Source organism: Klebsiella sp. MISC125, assembly GCF_051131775.1.
In the GTDB taxonomy this organism is placed as follows: Bacteria; Pseudomonadota; Gammaproteobacteria; order Enterobacterales; family Enterobacteriaceae; genus Klebsiella.
The window spans coordinates 5404612-5424681 of sequence record NZ_CP180448.1; the positions used below are offsets into that span (position 1 = coordinate 5404612).

A 20070-nucleotide genomic window follows, 5' to 3' on the forward strand; every position below is an offset into this window, starting at 1 on the left:
GCAAAACGGTAGCCCGGACAGGCGCGTCAAGCGCCGCCTCCGGGGAAACATAAGGCAGGTTATTTCTTATTAAGATCGCGAATCATCGCTTCTCTTAAGATTGTATTCAAGCGGGTTTGGTAGCCTTTCCCAGGGCGTTTAAGCCACTCCATGACATCGGCATCAATGCGCACGGAAGTCTGCGTTTTTAGCGGTCGATAAAATTTGCCGCGTACCGCATCTGACCACTGTTCATCCTCCGTTGCCGGGATATCACTGTAATCAATTTCATCATCCGTTTTCTTCGCCAGCGCTTTAAGTTCAGCATCTCGCTCGGCTGTAAGCGCAACCGGGTTATCGCGTTTATGTTTAACCATGTTCATAACGACTCCTCTCTTTGCTGCTCGCCTTCCGGGCACTGATAATACGAACGACCTCTGTTCCACTTTCAAAACGGATTGTATATACAAAAAAGTACATACAATTATCTGGAGATAACACTCTCAACGTTGGAAAAAACTTCACATATTCAGAGGCAAGTTTGTAAAGATTCTCTCCCCGGTGGCACTGCGCTTAGCCGGACTATAGGTTCCCAGCCGTCTGCGGACAGGTAGCCCGGACAGGCGCGTTGAGCGCCGCCTCCGGGGAAACAATGCGCAATGCAGCTTCAGGAAGGCGCTACTGTTAGTCCTCGCCAAAAAACACCATGCCTTTATAGGGTTTCTCCCGGCAGGCGGTCAGGCGCTGGGCGAGGCTGCCGACGTGCAGCTCCAGCTTGTGGCCGTCCGGGTCGAGGAAATAGTGCGATGCGCCTTCGCTTTTATTCACCTTCCATACCGGGACGCCAGCCGCATTCAAACGCTCGGAAAACGCCACAAAGTCTTCTTGCGCAATACTAAACGCGTAATGGGTGTAATCGCTCTCCTCGGGCGGGATAACGCGCCGCTGCGGGTCCAGCGACAGGCACAGCCACAGATCGCCGCAGGAGAGATACGCGCCGGTGTCCCAACGCGCGTGCAGCGTCATCCCCAAAAGCTGCTGATAAAACGCCACGCTCGGCGCCAGCTCGCTGACCGCCAGGGTCAGGTGATTTAATCCGCTTAACATGGCTTATCCTCTAATGACATGACGATTTGCTGACGCAGCCACCGATGCGCCGGGTCGCGGTGCCAGCGCTCGTGCCACAGCATCAGCATATCAAACCCGGCCACCGCCAGCGGCAGTTCAACCACCGTCAGGCCGCCTGCTCCACGCACCAGGCGCTCCGGCAGCACCGCCACCAGCTCGCTATTGCGCAGCGTCTCCAGCATAAACAGGAAATGTGGCACCGAAAGGACAACCCGCCGCGCCAGACCGAGGTTCGCCAGCGCGGTATCGGTTGCCGCGCTGAATCCCCCGCCGTCCGGCGAGACGATCACCTGATCCAACTGGCAGAACTGCTCCAGGCTTAACGCGGATTGCAACGCCGGATGCCCCGCTCTGCCCGCCAGCACGTAGCGTTCGCGGAACAGCAGACGCTGATGCAACCCCGGCGGCGCACCATCGTGAGTATGGAAAAACAGATCTACTTCATCGCGATCCGCCTGCTGAATCAACCGCGAGGGTTGTAGTTCAAACACCGCCAGGCGGCTGGCTGGAGAAGCAGTACGCAGCGCGTTGAGCGCTGGCAGCAGGATCGCCGAGGCCATATAGTCCGTTGCCGCCACCCGCCAGGTCTGCGCCGCCGTCGCCGGGTCAAAAGTCTGAACTGGCGCGACCGCCAGCTCCAGCGCCAGCAGCGCATCGCGCAGCGGTCCGCGCAGTTCATCAGCGCGGGCGGTAGGCTGCATCCCACGCGGCCCCGGCAGCAGCAGCGGATCGGCAAAAATCTCCCGCAACCTCGCCAGCTGAACGCTGACCGAGGGCTGCGACAAATTAAGACGCTGCGCCGCTCGGGTGACGTTATGTTCGCTGAGCAGAACGTCGAGAGTGCGCAGCAGATTGAGGTCCAGACGCTGAATATTAATCATCACTATACCTGTCATTGAGGTAATTCATTTCTACTATAACGCCGTGCCCTCTACTCTGCAGCTCTCCATGACTCAGAGGTGATCTCAATGAAAGTGTTACTGATTTATGCCCATCCCGAACCGCATTCGCTTAACGGCGCGCTGAAAGATTTTGCCGTCCAGCATCTGCAAAATGCCGGTCACGAAGTACAGGTTTCCGATCTTTACGCCATGCGCTGGAAGGCGGGATTTGATGCCGATGACAGCAGCGCTTTGCCGGTCGGAGATGCCTGGCGGGCAACGCGGGATTCACAATATGCCTTTGCCCACGGCACGCAAAGCGCGGATATCACTGGCGAACAGGAGAAGCTGCTGTGGGCCGATACGGTGATTTTTCAGTTCCCGCTGTGGTGGTTTTCCATGCCCGCCATTATGAAAGGCTGGATTGACCGGGTTTACGCTTATGGGTTTGCCTACGGCGTCGGCGAACATAGCGAAACGCACTGGGGCGATCGCTACGGCGAAGGGACGTTCGCGGGCAAACGGGCGATGCTGATCGTCACCGCCGGAGGATGGGCGGAACACTACGCACCGCGCGGGATTAACGGTCCTATCGACGATATACTGTTCCCTATTCAGCACGGGATGCTGTTCTACCCCGGTTTTGACGTGCTGCCGCCGCTGGTGTTTTACCGTACCGACAAACTCGATGAACATCGCTTTAATACGCTGCGCGACGAACTGGCTCAGCGGCTGGATACACTCACCGAAACCGCGCCAATTCCCTTTCGCCGTCAAAACCACGGCGACTATCTGATCCCCTCTTTGGCTCTGCGCCCGGAGCTAGCTCCGGGTGAAAGCGGCTTAGGGGTTCATCTACACCATAATTGATCTATACGCGAAATAATTCGGCCTGCGCTAACCCCCGCAGGCCAACTCACGAGGTGGGAAGTTAGCATAAGCTAAAATCGGCCTGCGCCTGCGCCAGCTTTTTCGCGGCCTCTTGCAAAGGCTCGCGCAGCATCGACATCTGCCGCTCAGACTCTAGGCTAAAACGCTGCAGCTCTAACGCACCTTGAGTTAAGACAGCCTCCAGCGCCACCCGCCGTGCGGCGAACTTCGCCTTCACCGCGTTGGTGTCGCTGAGCGGTACCGCTTCGGCCGCGTTGAAGAAAAAGCGCCGTTCGCAACTGGCCTTCCACTCCAGAACCGCCTGGGCCAGATGATTTCCAAAACCTTTAACTGTTATTAACTTTCGTTTGCTGACATCTGCCGCAGTTTTAATACCGGACGAAAGCAGCGCCGCCTTGCGTGTAGGGCCGACGCCGTGGATCGACGCAGAGGCAATCAGGCATGTTGCGAGAAATTTATTCCGTTGGCGTTCCCGCGCCGTTTTTTGCAGATCGTCGAGCTCTGCCTTTTCCGCTGCCGGCAGACCATCAAGTTCTTCTTTGCGCAGCATCAGCGCCGCGCGTTTGGCCATAAAACCTTCGGGCCCGCAAGAGTGCTGCGCCTGATTGACGAGCTGCCGATACTCATTTTCAGCAAGATCCATCGCCGTACGGCGCTGCCGTACTTCCTCTTTGCGCATCAGCTCACCGATATTTTTTACCCCCCAGACCGCCAGAGCGCCGCCAATCAGCGACCAGAGCCATCCCTGCGACATATAGAAAACTTTCATCGTCACAACCATTATCACGATGGCAATAAACGCCACCACGAATTGAGCGACGGTAACCGCTTTTTTCCCTGGGATATTCTGCGGTAACGGGCGAGGCGTGACCTGATAATGTAAAGCGGAGGGAAGATTCAACGGCCGCGGCGGCGATGTTGCCGCGATCGCGCCCATCACCCTGGCCATAACAAAATTACCCGCTGACGTTCTAACGGTAACATTCAAATCGATAAAATAGCTTATTCCCTGATCTTCAAGCTCGCACCAGGGGCAGTGGGTTAAATGGCGGGGGAAAACATGCATTGCGGACGCGGCGCATTTTCTTAATTGCTGGCGCAGCTCATCCAGCGCGCTAACCCACTGCCGCGCCGTCGGGCGCCCTTTTTCAACCCCTTGTTCGGTGAACGCCAGATGAAACATAGAGGCCAGCGAATGGGGAAGTATCGATATGGGAATAGAGCGCGGAGGCGGCCGAAAGCCGCGCTGCTGATTATCGCTGGCGTAAGCGTAACGAAAATGCGCAATATCCGATTCCAGCGCATTACCCGCCTTTTTTAACAACGGGATACCGGAATAAGGGTGCCGACCGCCAAACAAAACATGAAAAATAAGCAGCGCGAGACCGAAGTTATCATGATTTGGCGTACGGCTAAAACCGGAGAAGGAAGGTAATGATTGCAGCTCCGGCGGAGTAAAATGCGCCACGCCGACCTCGCAAAGGTGCAGCGTGCCCTGTTCATTAATCTGGAACGAATCACTGTCTATCAGAACAACTTTGCTGTCTTTCCCCACCATAAAGCTGTTCTGATTCACATCACCGACAATATGCCCGTGAGCGTGGACAGTTTCGAAAGAGGCGGCGATATTGCGAGCAACATACAGCAAAAAATCCCATGCTGAATCAGGGTAATGCTGCCGCCGATGCGCGGGGCTATAGACCATATGGATCGGCTCTTTTCCTGTGACTTTAGGCATCAGGAAGCCCACCACCTTACCTCCGTGCCCGGCGTGCAAGGTCGTCTGCGGCCAGGCAATATAACTAAATAGCTGCTCGTCTGCTGTTGCCGCCATAAAGCTCAGCTTAGCCTGCTTCAGGTTATCCGGCGGCGTGTGATAAATCTTGGCAACGCTGTCGCGAAAATCCTTAACCTCAAATACCGAGCCTTCACCACCCTTGCCTAACTTCCTCCCCAGCGTCACCGCATCGCCGGTGGATGTATATAAATGTCCTTTCATGGCACCCACAACGCCAGCGCCAGCGTTTTATCATCATCCGTGCGTTCATTAACCGACGGGCTGCCCAAAAATTCGACCAACAGGTCCGGTAACATTGCCGCTTGCTGCGGTGAAACGCTGGCCATCACGTTGAAAAATGGCGTAAAAAAAGGCTCATGAGGAGTATTGTCCGTAAGATTAAGCGCCAGCCGCTGGATACCGTCGGTAAACGCCGCGACCTTCAGCGCCCGCGCTGGCATGAAATGCGTCTCCAGTACGTTCACCGCGTCTTCATCCGTCACAAACCAGGTCATATTGGCATACTCGCCGGTCATCGGTACCAGCGGAACCTCCAGCCCTTCGCCGCAATCCACGGCTACGCCGCCGTCGCCAATCTGCATGATAAGCGTCGCGTTTTCCATAGAAAGTACGCCTAAAAAAGTGCAGGCATAATCGCGCGCTATCAGTGAGTGGGCGGCGGCCACCGCCAGAATTCGTTCCTTTATGACCAGTACGATATCAACTGCTAACGCTTCATTAAGCTCAAACGCGCCCTGACGTACTCGGTTAGTCAGCCAGGCCGATGCAGCTTCAACGGCCAGTTCCGCCCCTTCACCGCCCCGCTGCGCGCTGCCTGCGCCGTCGGAGACAAACATTGAAAGCAGCGGCTGCCCATCGTTGAGCATATCAACCCTTGCCAGGCTGCGGTCCTGGCAAGGGGTTTGGGTGCTGAGATGAGACGTACCGACGTTGGAACCATAAACCAGACACCAGGTCACACTGACGCCCAACCTTTTGGCGATTCAAGCGCGACTTCGGTTCCCGGCGTGGAGCGGGAAACGGAACGCAGCGAGCTGGAAAGCCAGCTAAACAGTTCACGGAACTGCAGTCCCTGTAACGATAGCGGCTGCCGTACGCTAATTTTCGCCAGCGTGTTCATATCCGCGCTTTGTACGCCAATGGAGAAAAAGGCGAACTTTTTGGCGGCTTCGCCTTCGCTGACCATGGCCGCCGCCGACTGCCAGCTATCCGTCGGCCCGCCGTCGGTGATCAGAAAGACCCACGGGCGATAATATGAAATACCGTTGGCACGATATTCGCGCTTGCGCTCTTCAACCATGTTGAGCGCCTGAGTGATAGCCGCCCCCATTGGCGTATCTCCCTGCGCGTAGAGAATTGGCGGGAAGAAGCTTTCCGCGCTAGTGAACGGTTGTTCCACTTTTACCGGGCCAAACGTCACGATGCTTAAATCCACACGCTTCATCGCCAGCGCATCTGAAAGCAGTTCATCGCGAAAGGTCATCAGACCGGCATTGAGTTCATTGATAGGGCGGCCGATCATCGACCCTGAGACATCCAGCAGCAGTACGCAAGGGCAGCGTGGCTCTGGATTACTGGCAAAATCACTGGTACCAAAGGTAATTTGTTCGCTCATGAGAATTCCTTTCTTTATTTGAGTGGTGTCATCACAACGAGGTGGATAATCCATCCCATACCTAACGTTGGCAGAGGTGATAATAACCTGGGAAATTAAAAAAACAGTAAATAATAAATGGGTTAGCGCAGAGCAGGCGGCGAAGAATACCACCACAATTAATAAGGTGAATTGTGAGCCTCCACGCAATAACCGAATCCCGTCCCGGTGCGCCTCTTCGCATATTGATAGCGATCAAGAATAATCATACCGTCTGGTCGGTATGATTCGGGCCATGAATACAGAAGCCCAACATCGAAAGAAAGACCCCGTTCGTTTATACAAGCAGTTGCTGGAATCAGCGGCCACCATTGCCGGTCGTGACGGCATCGCCGCTCTCTCGCTGAACGCCGTTGCGCGCGAGGCTGGAGTGAGTAAAGGCGGTCTACTGCACCATTTTCCCAACAAACAGGCGCTGATTTTTGCCCTATTTGCTCGTCTGCTGGCGATTATGGAAGAGGCGATCGCCGAGCTGATGGCTGCGGATAATATCTCTTATGGCCGCTTTACCCGCGCGTATCTGCGCTATCTGTCGGCCCCTGAGCTGACGGACACCCAGGAGAGCCGCCAGTTAATGGTGCTGTCGCTGGCAATGCCGGATGAACCGGTACTGCGAAAATGCTGGCGCGACTGGATGCTTGACCATCTGGCGAAGGGCGATGAGCTGGACAATAGCCATACCGGCACTCTGGTGCGCTATGCGGCGGACGGCATCTGGCTATCGGAGTTAACTGAGGGGCGCACGATGAGCGCCGGGCACCGGCAGTCGCTGGTCAGCGATCTGACGAAGATGACGCTTCCTGCGTGAAGCATATATACACTAAATAATTCGCGTTGCAGGAAGGCGGCAAGGGAGCGAATCCCTGGGAGCATAGATAACTATGTGACCAAGGTGAGCGAGCGCAGCCAACGCACCTGCAACGTGAAGTATGACGTGATAGATTGAGGCCGCGATGCGTTATAACATCCATGGCCGTCTTATTTATGATGCAACGGACGGCACACTAACTCTACCGGGAAGCGATGAGGCGGACAGCCAGCTGTCAATTACCGCCAACGCGCTGCTGTGGTTTTTCCTGCGCCATACCGCCGTGGTTAGCCGTGATGAGGTGCTTAAAAAGGTCTGGGATGATAACGGGTTAACTTCGTCGAACAGCAATCTCAATCAGTATCTGAGCATGCTGCGCAAAACCTTTCGCCACTACGATATCGATAACATTATTGTCACCGTGTCGCGCGGCCTGCTGCAGCTCAATCCGGATCTCACCATCGAGATGCTGGACGCTATCCCTGAACCAGCACCGCCGCAGCCCGCTATCGATCCTGAGCCAGACCAAACCGCCGCGCCGCCAGAACAAAAGCCTGTTTCCACGCGGCACGCGCGCGGCACCTGCTGGTATCTCGCCGGAGGCTGCCTGCTGACCATCGCCCTGCTGCTGGTGGTGTGTAGCTTTCTTGGCACCAGCGAGTCGCGCCCCATCATGCTAACGCAAATGAGCCACAGCCAGTGCGAGCTGCTGGCCAGCGATGAGATGCTGCGCTCCGTTGCCGGAACCGCCTATGGCAAGAATTTTGATGCCGTACGCCAGCGCCTGAAGCTGGAGTGCAAACCCGGCGAACGCTTCGTCTTCTTCTATGGCGACCGGCTGGAAACCAACGGCCTGGGTCGCGTATTCCTCGCCCACTGCGCGATGCACGAAGATAACCCGTTCAGCTACTGCGATAACTATTTTTACTATTCATGGAAGCCGCAATGAGACTCGCCCCTCGCCCTTTTTTCGCTCTTTCCAGCCTGGTGTTTATTGCCGCCACTGGGTTCTGTGCCTGGAAGCTGCTGCCCGTAGACAATGGCGGGATCATGAGCTGTTCCACGAAGGCGATTATGCGCTTTGAAAACATGGAAAAAGAGAACGTGAACGGCAATATCCATTTCAATTTTGCCGCCAACGGTAAAGGCTCGATGGTGGTTGAAGGCTATACCGACTCCGCCGCCGGTTGGCTTTATCTGCAACGCTACGTCAAATTCAGCTACACCAGCAAGCGCATCTCCACCACCGAGCGCCACTACCGCATCAGCAAATGGGAATCCAGCGCCTCATCCATCGATGAGTCACCGGACGTTATCTTCGACTACTTTATGCGTGAGATGTCCGACAGCCACGATGGTCTGTTCCTCAACGCCCAGAAGCTCAATGAGAAAGCGATTCTGCTCAGTTCTATTAACTCGCCGCTCTACGTCTGCACGCTGAAGTCCGGCAGTAAACTTGATTAAGCTCACAGTGTCTTTTTTCCTGCTCCGCCTCTCCCACTAAAACCGCACTTTTTGCATTTAGCCTCACCGCCAAAACACGATCTTTCCCGCACTTCACGAAGGGTTAAATTACCCCTCTCCTGCAATAAATTAGCAACCTGTTAACATCTATCGGCTTCCGACTAAATGGTGAAAAAAACGCCATAACCGTCGCCAAATCTTCCCCTCAACTGCAGCACAAACAGATAAATACCAACCTCATACAACCTAAATCACAGAGTAAAAAACTAAAAATACCCGCCTCACGGATTTAAATTTCACTTCACCGCCCACGCCCTATAGTGAACCCCGAACACCGCTTCCGCGTCCTGACGCCGTTACGCGGACGGTTTTCCCGAATCACAAAACCTGTTCTGGAGGAGAAAACATGGGTGATGCATTAGGGCTTATCGAAACCAAAGGTCTGGTGGCCTGTATTGCCGCAGCGGATGCCATGTGCAAATCCGCCAACGTCGAGCTGATTAGCTATGAAAACATCGGCTCCGGTCTGGTCACCGTGATGGTGAAGGGCGACGTCGGCGCGGTGAAAGCAGCAATAGATTCCGGTGTGGAATCCGCGCAGCGCATAGGGGAAGTGGTGACGTCGCTGGTGATTGCGCGTCCACATAACGACATCAACAAAATTGTCATTAAACACAGGGCTTAAGGCCAGGAGAACGCAAATGGGTGATGCATTAGGTTTGATTGAAACCAAAGGTCTGGTGGCCTGCATTGAAGCGGCAGATGCGATGTGCAAAGCCGCCAACGTTGAGCTGATTGGTTATGAAAACGTCGGCTCCGGCCTCGTCACCGCGATGGTGAAAGGCGACGTCGGCGCGGTGAAGGCGGCGGTTGATTCCGGCGTGGAATCTGCGCAGCGCATCGGCGAAGTGGTGACCTCACTGGTTATCGCCCGCCCACATAACGACATCAACAAAATCGTCTCGCATTACAAAATGGCCGAATAACCGGAGAAAACCTGATGAAAGAAGCACTAGGGCTTATCGAAACCAAAGGTCTGGTGGCCTGTATCGAAGCGGCAGATGCGATGTGCAAAGCCGCCAACGTCGAGCTGATTGGCTATGAAAACGTCGGCTCAGGCCTCGTCACCGCGATGGTGAAAGGCGACGTCGGTGCGGTGAATGCCGCCGTGGATTCCGGTGTGGAAGCGGCAAAACGCATTGGCGAAGTCGTCACCTCTCGCGTCATCGCGCGACCGCATAACGATATCGAAAAAATCGCGTCGCAGCACAAAGCATGACCTGACAGGGCGCGCCCCGTCTCCACTCTTTTAGTCTGATGAAGGATAGACTCATGATTGAACTGGATAACGATTTGCAGTCCCGGCAAAACGCCCGGGAGCTGGTGCGCAATGCCAAAAAGGCGCAGGCGATTCTGGCCACCTTTTCGCAGCAGCAAATCGACGCCATCGTGAAGAACGTGGCCCAGGAAGCGGCGCATCATGCCGAAGCGCTGGCGAAAATGGCCGCGGAAGAGACCGGTTTTGGCAACTGGCAGGACAAAGTGCTGAAGAACCGCTTCGCCTCGCTGCGCGTTTACGACGCCATCAAAGATATGAAGACCGTCGGCATCATTCATGACGATCAGGTGCAAAAGGTGATGGACGTGGGCGTGCCGCTGGGGGTGATTTGTGCACTGGTGCCGTCCACCAACCCGACATCCACTGTTATCTACAAAACACTGATCGCCCTGAAAGCTGGTAACGCGATTATCTTCTCCCCGCATCCGGGCGCACGTCAGTGCAGCTGGAAAGCGATTGAAATCGTCAAACGCGCAGCCGAAGCGGCAGGCGCTCCGGCAGGCAGCGTCGACGCAATTAGTCAGCTGACCCTCGAAGCCACTTCAGAACTGATGCACAGCAAAGACGTGTCGCTAATTCTGGCCACCGGCGGTGAAGGCATGGTGCGCGCAGCCTACGCCTCCGGCACCCCAACCATCAGCGGCGGTCCGGGTAACGGCCCTGCATTTATCGAGCGCAGCGCCGATATTCACCATGCGGTGAAAGATATCATCACCAGCAAAACCTTCGATAACGGCGTGATCTGCGCCTCCGAGCAGTCAATCATCGTCGAACGCTGCATTTACGACGACGTTCACCGCGAGCTGGAAGCCCAGGGCGCGTACTTTATGAACGAAAGCGAAGCGGCAAAAATGGCGGCCCTGCTGCTGCGTCCGAACGGCGCGATCAACCCGAAAACAGTCGGTAAAACCGCGCTGTATCTGAGCCAGATGGCCGGATTCTGCGTTCCGGCCAGCACCCGCGTGCTGATTGCCGAGCAGACCACGGTATCGCACTCCAACCCCTATTCGCGCGAAAAACTGTGCCCGGTCCTCGGCCTGTACGTGGAAGAAGACTGGAAAGCGGCCTGTCACCGCGTGGTGGAATTGCTGACCAACGAAGGCCTCGGCCACACGCTGGTGATCCACACCCGCAACCAGGACGTTATCCGCCAGTTCTGCCTCGAAAAACCGGTTAACCGCATCCTGATCAACACTCCGGCGGCCCTCGGCGGTATCGGCGCGACCACCAATATTACTCCGGCCCTGACTCTGGGCTGCGGCGCGGTAGGCGGCGGTTCCAGCTCCGATAACGTCGGGCCGATGAATCTGCTCAATATTCGCAAAGTGGGCTACGGCGTGCGCTCCATTGATGAACTGCGCGCCCCGAGCAGCCGCCCGGAACCGCAGCCCACCATCGTCAGTCCGGCAGATAACCCGAACCGCAGCATCTTTGACGACGATCGCTTTAACTCCCCGGCAGCTGTAGCGCCAGTGGCTCACGCCGCCAGCAGCGCGGATGACCGTTTTGCTACCGCAGCGACCGCTGGCGCAGAAAGCGAGATCAACGAGCAAAACGTGGAGCGAGTCATTCGCCAGGTGCTGGAGCGCCTCGGTAAGTAACACATTGATATAAGGCGATAAAAACAATGATTCTCGCAAAGGTAGTTGGACATGTCGTCGCCACGCAGAAGTGCGATGAGCTACGCGGAAGCAACCTGCTGCTGATCAGCAAATTAGATGATGACCAGCAGCCGATGAAAGACCAGACCTGGGTTGCCGTTGATAGCGTCGGTGCCGGTATGCACGACATCGTGCTGGCGGAAGAGTATCTGGCGCTCAACAAAGACCGCTACAAGGCCATGTCGGTGGTCGCCATTGTCGAGAACGTGTTTCGGGACGCTTAAGGAGTCAATAACCCAATGAGTGAATTTTTGCTGAAACCCCGGATCCGCTTTGGTCAGGACGCGCTTTCCATCCTGAACGAGCTGCCCGCCCGCAACGTGCTGCTGGTCACTGACCAGGCGATGGTCAAATTTGGCCTCGCCGATCACGTCACGCAGATCCTCAATGCGCGCGGCATCGCCTTCCAGGTCTGGGACGACGTGGTCGCCGACCCGGATATCGCCACCGTGGTGCGCGGGATGAAACGGATGGATAACAGCTATCCGGATCTGGTTATCGCGCTGGGCGGCGGTTCGGTGATTGATGCAGCCAAAGCGGTTATTTTCGCCCTGGCGCAAACCCGTCCGGACGCTCACCGCGAGCCGCCTTGCTTCGTGGCGATCCCCACCACCAGCGGCACTGGCTCGGAAGTCACCGCCTTTTCGGTAGTGAAGGCCCACGCCGAGAAGCTGGTGCTGGTGGACCCGTCGTTGCTGCCGGATATCGCTATTCTCGACCCGGCGCTGGTGGCCTCGGTGCCGCCCGCAATCACCGCCGATACCGGAATGGACGTGCTGTGCCATGCGCTGGAGGCCTATGTCTCCCGCGCCGCCAGCGACTTTTCCGATGCGCTGGCAGAGAAAGTGGTGCAGCAGGTGTTTCGCTACCTGCCGACCTGCTGGCGTAACGGTCACGATCTGCTGGCGCGAGAAAAAATGCACAACGCCTCCTGCATGGCGGGCATGGCCTTCACCAACGCATCACTCGGTATTACCCACAGCCTGGCCCACGCGCTCGGCGGTGTTTTCCGCGTACCGCATGGCCGTGCCAACGCGTTGCTGATGGCGGAAGTGGTGGCCTGGAATGCGGATTATCACGGGCTGTGCGATACCGATGCCGCCCGCAAATACGCCCGACTAGCCCATCTGCTGGACCTGCCTGCGGCCACGACCCGCCAGGGCGTCGGCAGCCTGCTGGTCGCCATTCAGGCGCTAAAAGACGAAATGACCATGCCGGTCGGCATTGGTGATACCGGTGTTGATGCGGCTGATTTTGACCGTCGTCTGGCAGAGATGGTCGGCCAGGCACTGCGCGACAGCTGTACGCCGACGAACCCACGCGCGCCGGACGCTCACGCACTTACCGAACTCTATCGCCGGGCGTGGACCGGCAACGCCGTTCAGGGCCACTGATAACAAGATTTGGAGAACCTTACCCATGGCACACTACAGCTTAACGCCGCGCGTCAAAGTGTTGGCAGAACGTTTACTCTCACAAAAAAGCACCCTGTGCACCGAACATGCCACCACGCTGAGCGCCCTTGATGGCGATATCGCGGGCATTCCCGCCGCCGTCAAACCGGCGCGCCGTTTCTATGAGCTGATGCGCCAATTACCACTGTGCATCAGCGCCGACGAACTGATCGTCGGCAACCAGACCCGCAAGCCGCACGGGGCGATTTTCCACGACGAAAGCGCCGCCCAGCGCCCTTCAGCATTCCAGTTCCTTAATCTTAGTAACGACCTGGATTCACCGGACTACAAACTGGTGGTCGAAAAAGGCGTGCTGGCGATTAAACACCAACTGGAAGAGAAAACCCGCGCGCTGGGCAGCGCCGTCAGCCGCAGCGGCATGGACGAAGTTAACGGATGTCGTGCAGCGATTTACGCCTGCGACGCGCTGATGGCGCTGGCGCAAAACCTGGCTAACAGTGCCGAAACGCTCGCTGCTGGCGAAACCAACGCTTACCGCAAGGCGGAGTTATTAGAGAGCGCCGCCATTTTGCACCACGTTCCGGCTCACCCGGCGCGCAGTTTCAAAGAAGCCTGCCAGGCATTCTACCTGTTCCAGCTGGCGCTCCAGTTGGACAACGGCAGCTACGCGGTCAACCCGGAAGGGGCCGATAAAGCCCTGCATCCTTACTACCAACACGATATCAACAGCGGTGCGCTGTCTCAGCAGCAGGCGTATGAAATCGTCGAGTCTTTGTGGTTCAAATTGGCTGAACTGAGTGAAGTCCGCGCCGCCTGCGCTATCGACGGCTACCCGATGTTCGATGCCATGCTGCACGGCGCAAGCCTTGAGAATGCGCGCATCAACGAACTCTCTGACATGTTCCAGAGCGCCCAGCAAAATCTCAGCGCCCTGCATCTGCCGGTACGTCTGTTCAACGGCGCGAACCCAGTTTCCGCCGCACCGTTCGCTGCCTGTAGCGAAACGTCGACGGCTGAAGGTTTAACCCCGCGTATGCAGCGCCTGCGCAACCACTACCTGACCGTGCGCCCAAGCGTCTCCATCTACCGCGCGCTGGCCTTTACCGAAGTGGTGAAAGCCAACCCAGGGATGCCAACCATTCTGCTGCGCGCCAAAGCCTTCCGCCACGCCTGTGAAACCGCGCCAATTCTGATTCAGGACGACGAACTGATCGTCGGCCATCCATGCGGCAAGCCGCGTGCGGGCGCGTTCTCGCCGGATATCGCCTGGCGCTGGGTACGCGACGAGCTCGATACCATGAGCACCCGTCCGCAGGATCCGTTTGAGATCAGTGAAGCAGACAAAAAGACCATCCGCGAAGAGATCGTGCCGTTCTGGGAAGGCCGCTCGCTGGATGAGATCTGTGAAGCACAGTACCGTGAAGCGGGCGTGTGGGCGTTCAGCGGCGAAACCTTCGTCAGCGACCTCTCCTATCATCAGATCAACGGCGGCGGCGACACCTGCCCAGGCTACGACGTGCTGCTGTTCACCAAAGGGATGAACGGCATTAAAGCCGATGCCGAGGCGCATCTCGCCAGCCTGAGCATGGAGAACCCGGAAGATATCGACCGCATTTACTACTACAAGGCGGCGATTGAAACCTGCGAGGGGGTCATTAACTACTCTCACCGCATCGCCGCGCGCGCCCGTGAACTGGCAGCTATCGAGCAGAACGCCCAGCGTCGCGCCGAACTGCTGACCATCGCCGAAGTGAACCAGAACGTTCCGGCTAACCCGCCGAAAACTTTGCAGGAAGCGCTGCAAAGTATCTGGACCGTGGAATCACTGTTTGAAATCGAAGAGAACCAGACCGGCCTGTCGCTGGGTCGCGTCGACCAGTACTGCTATCCGATGTTCGAAGCCGATATCCGTGAAGGCCGCCTGACTCACGATAGCGCGCTGGAGATGATGCAGGCGTTTATCATCAAGTGCGCCGAGCTGATGTGGATGTCCAGCGAGCTGGGCGCGAAATACTTCGCCGGTTATCAGCCATTTATCAACCTGACCGTCGGCGGTCAAAAACGTTCCGGCGGCGATGCCTGTAACGACCTGACGTACCTGATTATGGACGCCGTGCGCTTTGTGAAGGTTTACCAGCCGTCGCTGGCCTGCCGTATTCACAACCAGTCGCCGCAGAAGTACATGGAAAAAATCGTCGATGTGGTGAAAGCGGGTATGGGCTTCCCGGCCTGTCACTTCGATGACTCGCATATCAAGATGATGCTGCGCAAAGGCTTTGATTTCGAAGACGCGCGCGACTACTGCCTGATGGGCTGCGTGGAACCGCAGAAATCCGGCCGCATCTACCAGTGGACATCAACCGGTTATACCCAGTGGCCGATTGCCATCGAGTTCGTCTTAAACCGTGGTCGCATGGTGTTGTTTGATAGCTATCAGGGCCTGGATACCGGCGATCTGCGCGACCTGCACACCTTCGAAGAGTTCGATGCAGCGGTGAAAAAGCAGATTGCCCACATCGTGCGCCTGTCGGCTATCGGTACGGTTATCAGCCAACGTGTACACCGCGACGTGGCACCGAAGCCGCTGATGTCGCTGCTGGTGGAAGGTTGCATGGAGCAAGGTAAAGACGTCGCCGCCGGCGGCGCGATGGTCAACCACGGTCCGGGGCTGATCTTCTCCGGTCTGGCGACCTACGTCGACTCCCTCGCCGCGATCCGCAAGCTGGTGTATGAAGATAAAAAATACACCCTTGAGCAGATGCGCGACGCGATGCTGGCGAATTTTGAAGGCTATGAAGACTTGCGCCGCGACTGCCTGAACGCGCCGAAATATGGCAACGATGATAACTACGTTGACCAGTACGCGCTGGACATCACCGAGTGGACCGAGCGCGAGTGCCGCAAGTACCAGATGCTCTACTCGACCCTGAGCCACGGCACGTTGTCTATCTCCAACAATACGCCAATTGGCGAGCTGACCAACGCCACACCGAACGGCCGCCTGGCGTGGATGCCGCTCTCCGATGGTATCAGCCCGACTCAGGGCGCGGATAAGCAAGGCCCGACAGCGGTCATTAAGTCAGTAAGCAAGATGAACGTGGAGACCATGAACATCGGCATGGTGCACAACTTCAAGTTCCTCAAAGGGCTGCTGGATACTCCAGAAGGACGCCATGGCTTGATTACGCTGCTGCGCACCGCGTCGATTCTTGGCAACGGCCAGATGCAGTTCAGCTATGTCGACAACGAAGTGCTGAAAAAAGCGCAGCAGGAGCCGGAAAAATACCGTGACCTGATCGTCCGCGTAGCGGGCTATAGCGCCTACTTCGTGGAACTGTGCAAAGAAGTTCAGGACGAGATTATCAGCCGTACGGTAATTGAGAAGTTCTGATAAAAAACACGGACGTTTTTGGACACGGATGTCCCGATCGTATTTCTGGAGGTAAATGTGAGCGCAAAACAAGAATTAACCGGGCGAATTTTCAATATTCAGAAATATTCGATTTATGACGGTGATGGAATTCGCACGCTGGTTTTTTTTAAAGGCTGCAATATACGCTGCCCGTGGTGCGCCAACCCGGAAGGGCTTAATAGCCAGTTTCAGGTGATGTTTTCGCAGGATAAATGCATTAACTGCGGCGACTGCGTCAACGTCTGTCCGGCGGGTATTCATTATCGGGCAGAAGATAATGGCGAAATGAAGCACTTCGTCAACCGCAATAAAGATTGCATCGGCTGTCGCAAGTGCGAAGAAATTTGCACCCAGAGCGCGCTGGATATTATGGGCAAAGATGTCACCGTCAGCGAGCTGATGGAGATAATCATGCAGGATTATGATTTTTATATCGCTTCCGGCGGCGGCGTCACCATCGGCGGCGGCGAGATGAGCCTGCAAACCGATTTTGCCGTCGCGCTATTTAGCGAATGCAAAAAGATGATGCTCAATACCGCTGTTGAAACCCAGGGTACAACCCCACTGGCTAATTATCAAAAGCTGGCGCCGGTAACCGATACCTTCCTGTTCGATATTAAGCAAATTAACAGCGAGCACCATAAAGCCTTATTTGGCATTGGCAACGAAGGGATTCGCCGCAATCTGGAATGGTTGGTTGATTCGGGCGCTAACGTGATTGTGCGGATGCCGCTGGTGCGCGGTTATAACGACTCATGGGAAGCCATTACCGGAGCAATTGATTATGTGCAGAAGCTGGCGAAGCGCGGCAATATCCGCCGCATCGACATGCTGCCGTACCACCAGCTCGGGCGCAAAAAATATGAGCGCCTGGAGATGCCCTATCCCATTACCCAGGACCCGACTTATTCCGCCGATGAGTTGAACCGGCTGGAAACGTTCTTCACGCAGTTTGATTTTGATATTCGCTTAGTTCGTCACTAAAGGAGCCGATAATGAAAAGTTTAGGCGTAATTGAAACGCGAGGGTTAGTTGCCGCCGTTCAGGCCGTGGACGCCGCCTGTAAAAGCGCAGGCGTGGCCTGCATCGGCTACCGTAAAGTCGGTTCAGGGCTGGTGAGCGTCTGCTTTGAAGGGGAAATCAGCGCGATTCACACCGCCATCGAGCGCGGCGTGGCCGTCTCTATCGCTATCGATCCGCAGGCCCGCTCGCTGGTGATCGCCCGCCCTGAGCGCAGCGTGGTCGAAGCCCTGAGCAGTTTAAAAGGCCACCCGCCGCGCGCTGAGGTCAAAGTCGACGCGCCGGTTGAAATGAAAGATGAAGTCGGAACTGCTGAGCCGCTCCCGGCAGAAAAAAAGGATGCGGAAGAACCCGTCGCCCCGCCCACAGCGCAGCCCGCACCGGTCCCGTCGGAAGATAAAAACCCGGCGATGAGGAAAGGGAAGAAGGCATGATCGATACTCTGCTACATGAAAAAATCGCCGCCCGCCTGAGCCATGTTTCTCCGGCTATCCCGGTCGGCATCTCTAATCGCCACGTGCATCTGGCGCAGCAGGACGTCGAAGCCCTGTTCGGTAAGGGTTATGCCCTGACGCCGTTTAAGCCGCTGCGCCAACCGGGGCAGTTCGCCGCCCAGGAGTGCGTCACTGTGGTTGGTCCGAAAGGCTCGCTGACTAACGTTCGCGTCCTCGGCCCGACGCGCCCGGTTTCGCAGCTGGAAATCTCTCGTGCAGACTGCTTTACCCTCGGCGTCAAAGCGCCGGTTCGCGAATCGGGTCAACTGGAGAACGCGGGTAGCGCATTGCTGATAGGCCCCGCTGGCCACGTCGAACTGCGCTCTCAGGTGATCTGCGCCTGGCGGCATATTCATATGTCACCGCAGGACGCCCGCCAGTTGAACGTTGCTAACGGTCAAAAGGTCAGCGTGCGCAGCGACGGCGAGCGCCAGCTGACTTTCGATGAAGTGGTGGTGCGGGTGCGCGAAGACTTTGCGCTGGAGTTTCATATTGATACCGAAGAGGCCAACGCCGCCGGATTGAAAAACGGCGCGCAGGTCACGCTCATCGGTTAACGGAGGCCCGCCATGACTGACCAACAGATTGAATGCCTGGTTGAACGCATACTCCAGCGCCTGAAACCGCCGGTACTGGTAATGGTGGCCGCCGCAACGGGATATCGGCATGCCATTCGCCAGCGGCTGGCGAGCTGCGGCGAAAGTCTGCATCTGGCGCTGGATAGTGGAATTGAAGACGGTGAGCAGTGGCAGGCTCTGGGTAAAACGCTGCCTGCGGCCGACTGGCAAGATACGCTACCCTTGGTCCCATACAAAGCGCTGCTGCTGCCGTTTCTCGATTATCCGCTGGCAGCAGATCTGGTGAATGGCTCCCTGCGCAGCCCGCTTGCCCGGCGCGTGCATGACGCCCTGCTGAGCGGCCTGCCGGTGCTGGCCCTGCGCTACCATTGCGACCCTGCCAGCGAACTGAACCAACTTCTGGGCGCGCAGCCGAACTCCGCTTACGCCGGGCATATGCAGGCCACGCTGGCCCGCCTGGCGGACTGCGGCGTCACGCTGTGTACCATGAATGAGCTGCTGGAAAGACTGGCGTCAGGTAGCGAAGCAGCACCGGTACTGACGAGTACCACGCGGCGTTATCTCACTGTCACAGACGTGGTGAATAATCCGGCGCTGGCCTGCGCACCCGAAGCTCAGCTGACCGATGCCGCGATCGATTTTTTAAAAAACAGAAAAAAAGAACCTTACCTTAAATAGTAAACCCGGAGTTTAACTTATGTCTTCAAAAACAAAGTGTTGGCTATGGATGCTGTTGGTTATTGTTTCCGAAACCTCAGCCACATCCACGCTCAAAATGTTCGGTAGCAGCGAAGGTACCACCAAAATACTGTTGCTCGGGCTGCTGATTGTTCTCTATTGCACCTGCTACTACTCGCTATCACGGGCGGTCAAAGATATCCCTGTTGGCCTGGCCTACGCCACCTGGTCCGGCACCGGCATTCTGGTCGTCTCCACCCTGGGTATGGCTTTCTACGGTCAGCATCCGGACACCGCCGCCATTATCGGCATGGCAATCATCGCCAGCGGCATCGTGATCATGAACCTGTTTTCCAAAATGGGCAGCGAAGAGAGCGCGGAAGCGCCTGCTGAGCCGGTCGCTTCATCTATGGACAAAAAAGTCGCCAACTAACAGGAAAGGAAAAGCATATGTTTAATCTCGGATTTTTATGGCTGGCGCTGTCTATCGGCTCCGAAATCACCGGTACGTCAATGATCAAAAAGACCAATGGCTTTAGCAAGCTGGCCCCGTCGGTGCTGGTGATTTGCGCCTATGGGCTATGCTATTTCGCCCTCACCCGCGCGATGAGCACCATTCCGGTGGGCGTCGCCTACTCGCTGTGGTGCGGCTTTGGCATCGTCGGCGTCACGATTTGCTCAATGATCCTCTATAAACAAAAACCGGATATCCCGGCAATCCTCGCCATGGTGCTGATTATTTCCGGCGGCATCATTATGAACGTCTTCTCCAGTATGTAACGAGATTCGGGCTGCTTTGAGCGAACATGCAAAGAAGCAGTCCGAAAACGCCTGCAACGTCGTCAAATAGTCGTTAACGCTTCGGAAATT

23 protein-coding genes and 1 pseudogene are annotated in these 20070 nt (G+C 56.5%); 17 read left to right on the forward strand and 7 right to left on the reverse strand.

Going from position 1 to position 20070, the window contains the following annotated elements; all coding sequences use genetic code 11:
- Positions 1–59 precede the first annotated feature (59 nt).
- The 4 genes and pseudogenes from ACMYSL_RS25305 to ACMYSL_RS25320 form a co-directional block, all read right to left on the reverse strand.
- Positions 60–362: a BrnA antitoxin family protein gene (locus tag ACMYSL_RS25305; RefSeq protein WP_434660306.1), complete on the reverse strand. Its 303-nt coding sequence runs from the start codon at positions 360–362 to the stop codon at positions 60–62.
- A pseudogene (locus ACMYSL_RS25310) lies at positions 349–444 on the reverse strand (BrnT family toxin); the annotation flags it as partial. The gene ACMYSL_RS25305 and the pseudogene ACMYSL_RS25310, both read right to left, overlap by 14 nt.
- A 219-nt stretch (positions 445–663) precedes the next feature.
- The gene (locus ACMYSL_RS25315; RefSeq protein ID WP_434660308.1) at positions 664–1086 is read right to left on the reverse strand and encodes a FosA family fosfomycin resistance glutathione transferase; all 423 of its coding nucleotides are present in this window, start codon (positions 1084–1086) and stop codon (positions 664–666) included.
- A complete protein-coding gene (locus ACMYSL_RS25320) occupies positions 1080–1988 on the reverse strand; it encodes a LysR family transcriptional regulator (RefSeq protein WP_434660310.1) in 909 nt (302 codons plus the stop codon). Before ACMYSL_RS25320 ends, ACMYSL_RS25315 begins: the two co-directional genes overlap by 7 nt.
- An 87-nt stretch (positions 1989–2075) precedes the next feature.
- Between ACMYSL_RS25320 and ACMYSL_RS25325 the strand changes: the two genes are divergently transcribed.
- Entirely contained in the window at positions 2076–2858 is a 783-nt protein-coding gene (locus tag ACMYSL_RS25325; RefSeq protein ID WP_434660312.1) for an NAD(P)H-dependent oxidoreductase, read from the forward strand.
- A gap of 61 nt (positions 2859–2919) precedes the next feature.
- On the opposite strand, the gene ACMYSL_RS25330 is transcribed toward ACMYSL_RS25325, so the two are convergent.
- The 3 genes from ACMYSL_RS25330 to ACMYSL_RS25340 are packed head-to-tail and all read right to left on the reverse strand — an operon-like array spanning position 2920 to position 6292.
- Positions 2920–4878 (reverse strand): helix-hairpin-helix domain-containing protein, encoded by a 1959-nt coding sequence (locus ACMYSL_RS25330; RefSeq protein ID WP_434660314.1) that lies wholly within the window; start codon positions 4876–4878, stop codon positions 2920–2922.
- Entirely contained in the window at positions 4875–5636 is a 762-nt protein-coding gene (locus tag ACMYSL_RS25335; RefSeq protein ID WP_434660315.1) for a PP2C family serine/threonine-protein phosphatase, read from the reverse strand. Before ACMYSL_RS25335 ends, ACMYSL_RS25330 begins: the two co-directional genes overlap by 4 nt.
- Positions 5633–6292 (reverse strand): vWA domain-containing protein, encoded by a 660-nt coding sequence (locus tag ACMYSL_RS25340; RefSeq protein WP_112215159.1) that lies wholly within the window; start codon positions 6290–6292, stop codon positions 5633–5635. Before ACMYSL_RS25340 ends, ACMYSL_RS25335 begins: the two co-directional genes overlap by 4 nt.
- Before the next feature lie 262 nt (positions 6293–6554).
- Between ACMYSL_RS25340 and ACMYSL_RS25345 the strand changes: the two genes are divergently transcribed.
- From ACMYSL_RS25345 to ACMYSL_RS25420, 16 genes are all read left to right on the forward strand, one after another.
- Positions 6555–7139 carry a TetR/AcrR family transcriptional regulator gene (locus tag ACMYSL_RS25345; RefSeq protein WP_434660317.1) on the forward strand — a complete coding sequence of 195 codons (585 nt, stop codon included), beginning with the start codon at positions 6555–6557 and terminating at the stop codon, positions 7137–7139.
- 145 nt (positions 7140–7284) lie between these two features.
- A complete protein-coding gene (locus tag ACMYSL_RS25350; RefSeq protein ID WP_434660319.1) occupies positions 7285–8088 on the forward strand; it encodes a winged helix-turn-helix domain-containing protein in 804 nt (267 codons plus the stop codon).
- Entirely contained in the window at positions 8085–8603 is a 519-nt protein-coding gene (locus ACMYSL_RS25355; RefSeq protein ID WP_182235992.1) for a FidL-like protein, read from the forward strand. The genes ACMYSL_RS25350 and ACMYSL_RS25355 overlap by 4 nt, the downstream gene beginning before the upstream one ends.
- A gap of 406 nt (positions 8604–9009) precedes the next feature.
- Positions 9010–9288 (forward strand): BMC domain-containing protein, encoded by a 279-nt coding sequence (locus ACMYSL_RS25360; protein ID WP_110277400.1) that lies wholly within the window; start codon positions 9010–9012, stop codon positions 9286–9288.
- Between the two features lie 16 nt (positions 9289–9304).
- Positions 9305–9589 carry a BMC domain-containing protein gene (locus ACMYSL_RS25365; protein ID WP_112215164.1) on the forward strand — a complete coding sequence of 95 codons (285 nt, stop codon included), beginning with the start codon at positions 9305–9307 and terminating at the stop codon, positions 9587–9589.
- Between the two features lie 14 nt (positions 9590–9603).
- Complete coding sequence (locus ACMYSL_RS25370) at positions 9604–9882, forward strand: BMC domain-containing protein (RefSeq protein WP_015585230.1); 279 nt, start codon at positions 9604–9606, stop codon at positions 9880–9882.
- Between the two features lie 53 nt (positions 9883–9935).
- A complete protein-coding gene (locus ACMYSL_RS25375) occupies positions 9936–11543 on the forward strand; it encodes an acetaldehyde dehydrogenase (acetylating) (RefSeq protein ID WP_434660321.1) in 1608 nt (535 codons plus the stop codon).
- A 26-nt stretch (positions 11544–11569) separates the two neighbouring features.
- Positions 11570–11827, forward strand: coding sequence for a EutN/CcmL family microcompartment protein (locus ACMYSL_RS25380; protein ID WP_110277403.1), 258 nt, complete (start codon positions 11570–11572; stop codon positions 11825–11827).
- A 15-nt stretch (positions 11828–11842) separates the two neighbouring features.
- Entirely contained in the window at positions 11843–12997 is a 1155-nt protein-coding gene (locus tag ACMYSL_RS25385; RefSeq protein WP_434660323.1) for a 1-propanol dehydrogenase PduQ, read from the forward strand.
- Between the two features lie 25 nt (positions 12998–13022).
- Entirely contained in the window at positions 13023–16409 is a 3387-nt protein-coding gene (gene cutC, locus ACMYSL_RS25390) for a choline trimethylamine-lyase (protein WP_434660325.1), read from the forward strand.
- Between the two features lie 57 nt (positions 16410–16466).
- Complete coding sequence (gene cutD, locus ACMYSL_RS25395; RefSeq protein ID WP_434660327.1) at positions 16467–17414, forward strand: choline TMA-lyase-activating enzyme; 948 nt, start codon at positions 16467–16469, stop codon at positions 17412–17414.
- Positions 17415–17425: 11 nt separating this feature from the next.
- The gene (locus ACMYSL_RS25400) at positions 17426–17884 is read left to right on the forward strand and encodes a BMC domain-containing protein (protein ID WP_434660329.1); all 459 of its coding nucleotides are present in this window, start codon (positions 17426–17428) and stop codon (positions 17882–17884) included.
- A complete protein-coding gene (locus tag ACMYSL_RS25405; RefSeq protein WP_434660331.1) occupies positions 17881–18501 on the forward strand; it encodes a phosphate propanoyltransferase in 621 nt (206 codons plus the stop codon). The genes ACMYSL_RS25400 and ACMYSL_RS25405 overlap by 4 nt, the downstream gene beginning before the upstream one ends.
- A 12-nt stretch (positions 18502–18513) precedes the next feature.
- A complete protein-coding gene (locus tag ACMYSL_RS25410) occupies positions 18514–19200 on the forward strand; it encodes a hypothetical protein (protein ID WP_434660332.1) in 687 nt (228 codons plus the stop codon).
- A 19-nt stretch (positions 19201–19219) separates the two neighbouring features.
- Positions 19220–19633 (forward strand): DMT family transporter, encoded by a 414-nt coding sequence (locus tag ACMYSL_RS25415; RefSeq protein ID WP_110277410.1) that lies wholly within the window; start codon positions 19220–19222, stop codon positions 19631–19633.
- Positions 19634–19650: 17 nt separating this feature from the next.
- Positions 19651–19980 (forward strand): DMT family transporter, encoded by a 330-nt coding sequence (locus tag ACMYSL_RS25420; RefSeq protein WP_102804055.1) that lies wholly within the window; start codon positions 19651–19653, stop codon positions 19978–19980.
- The last annotated feature ends 90 nt before the right edge of the window (positions 19981–20070 follow it).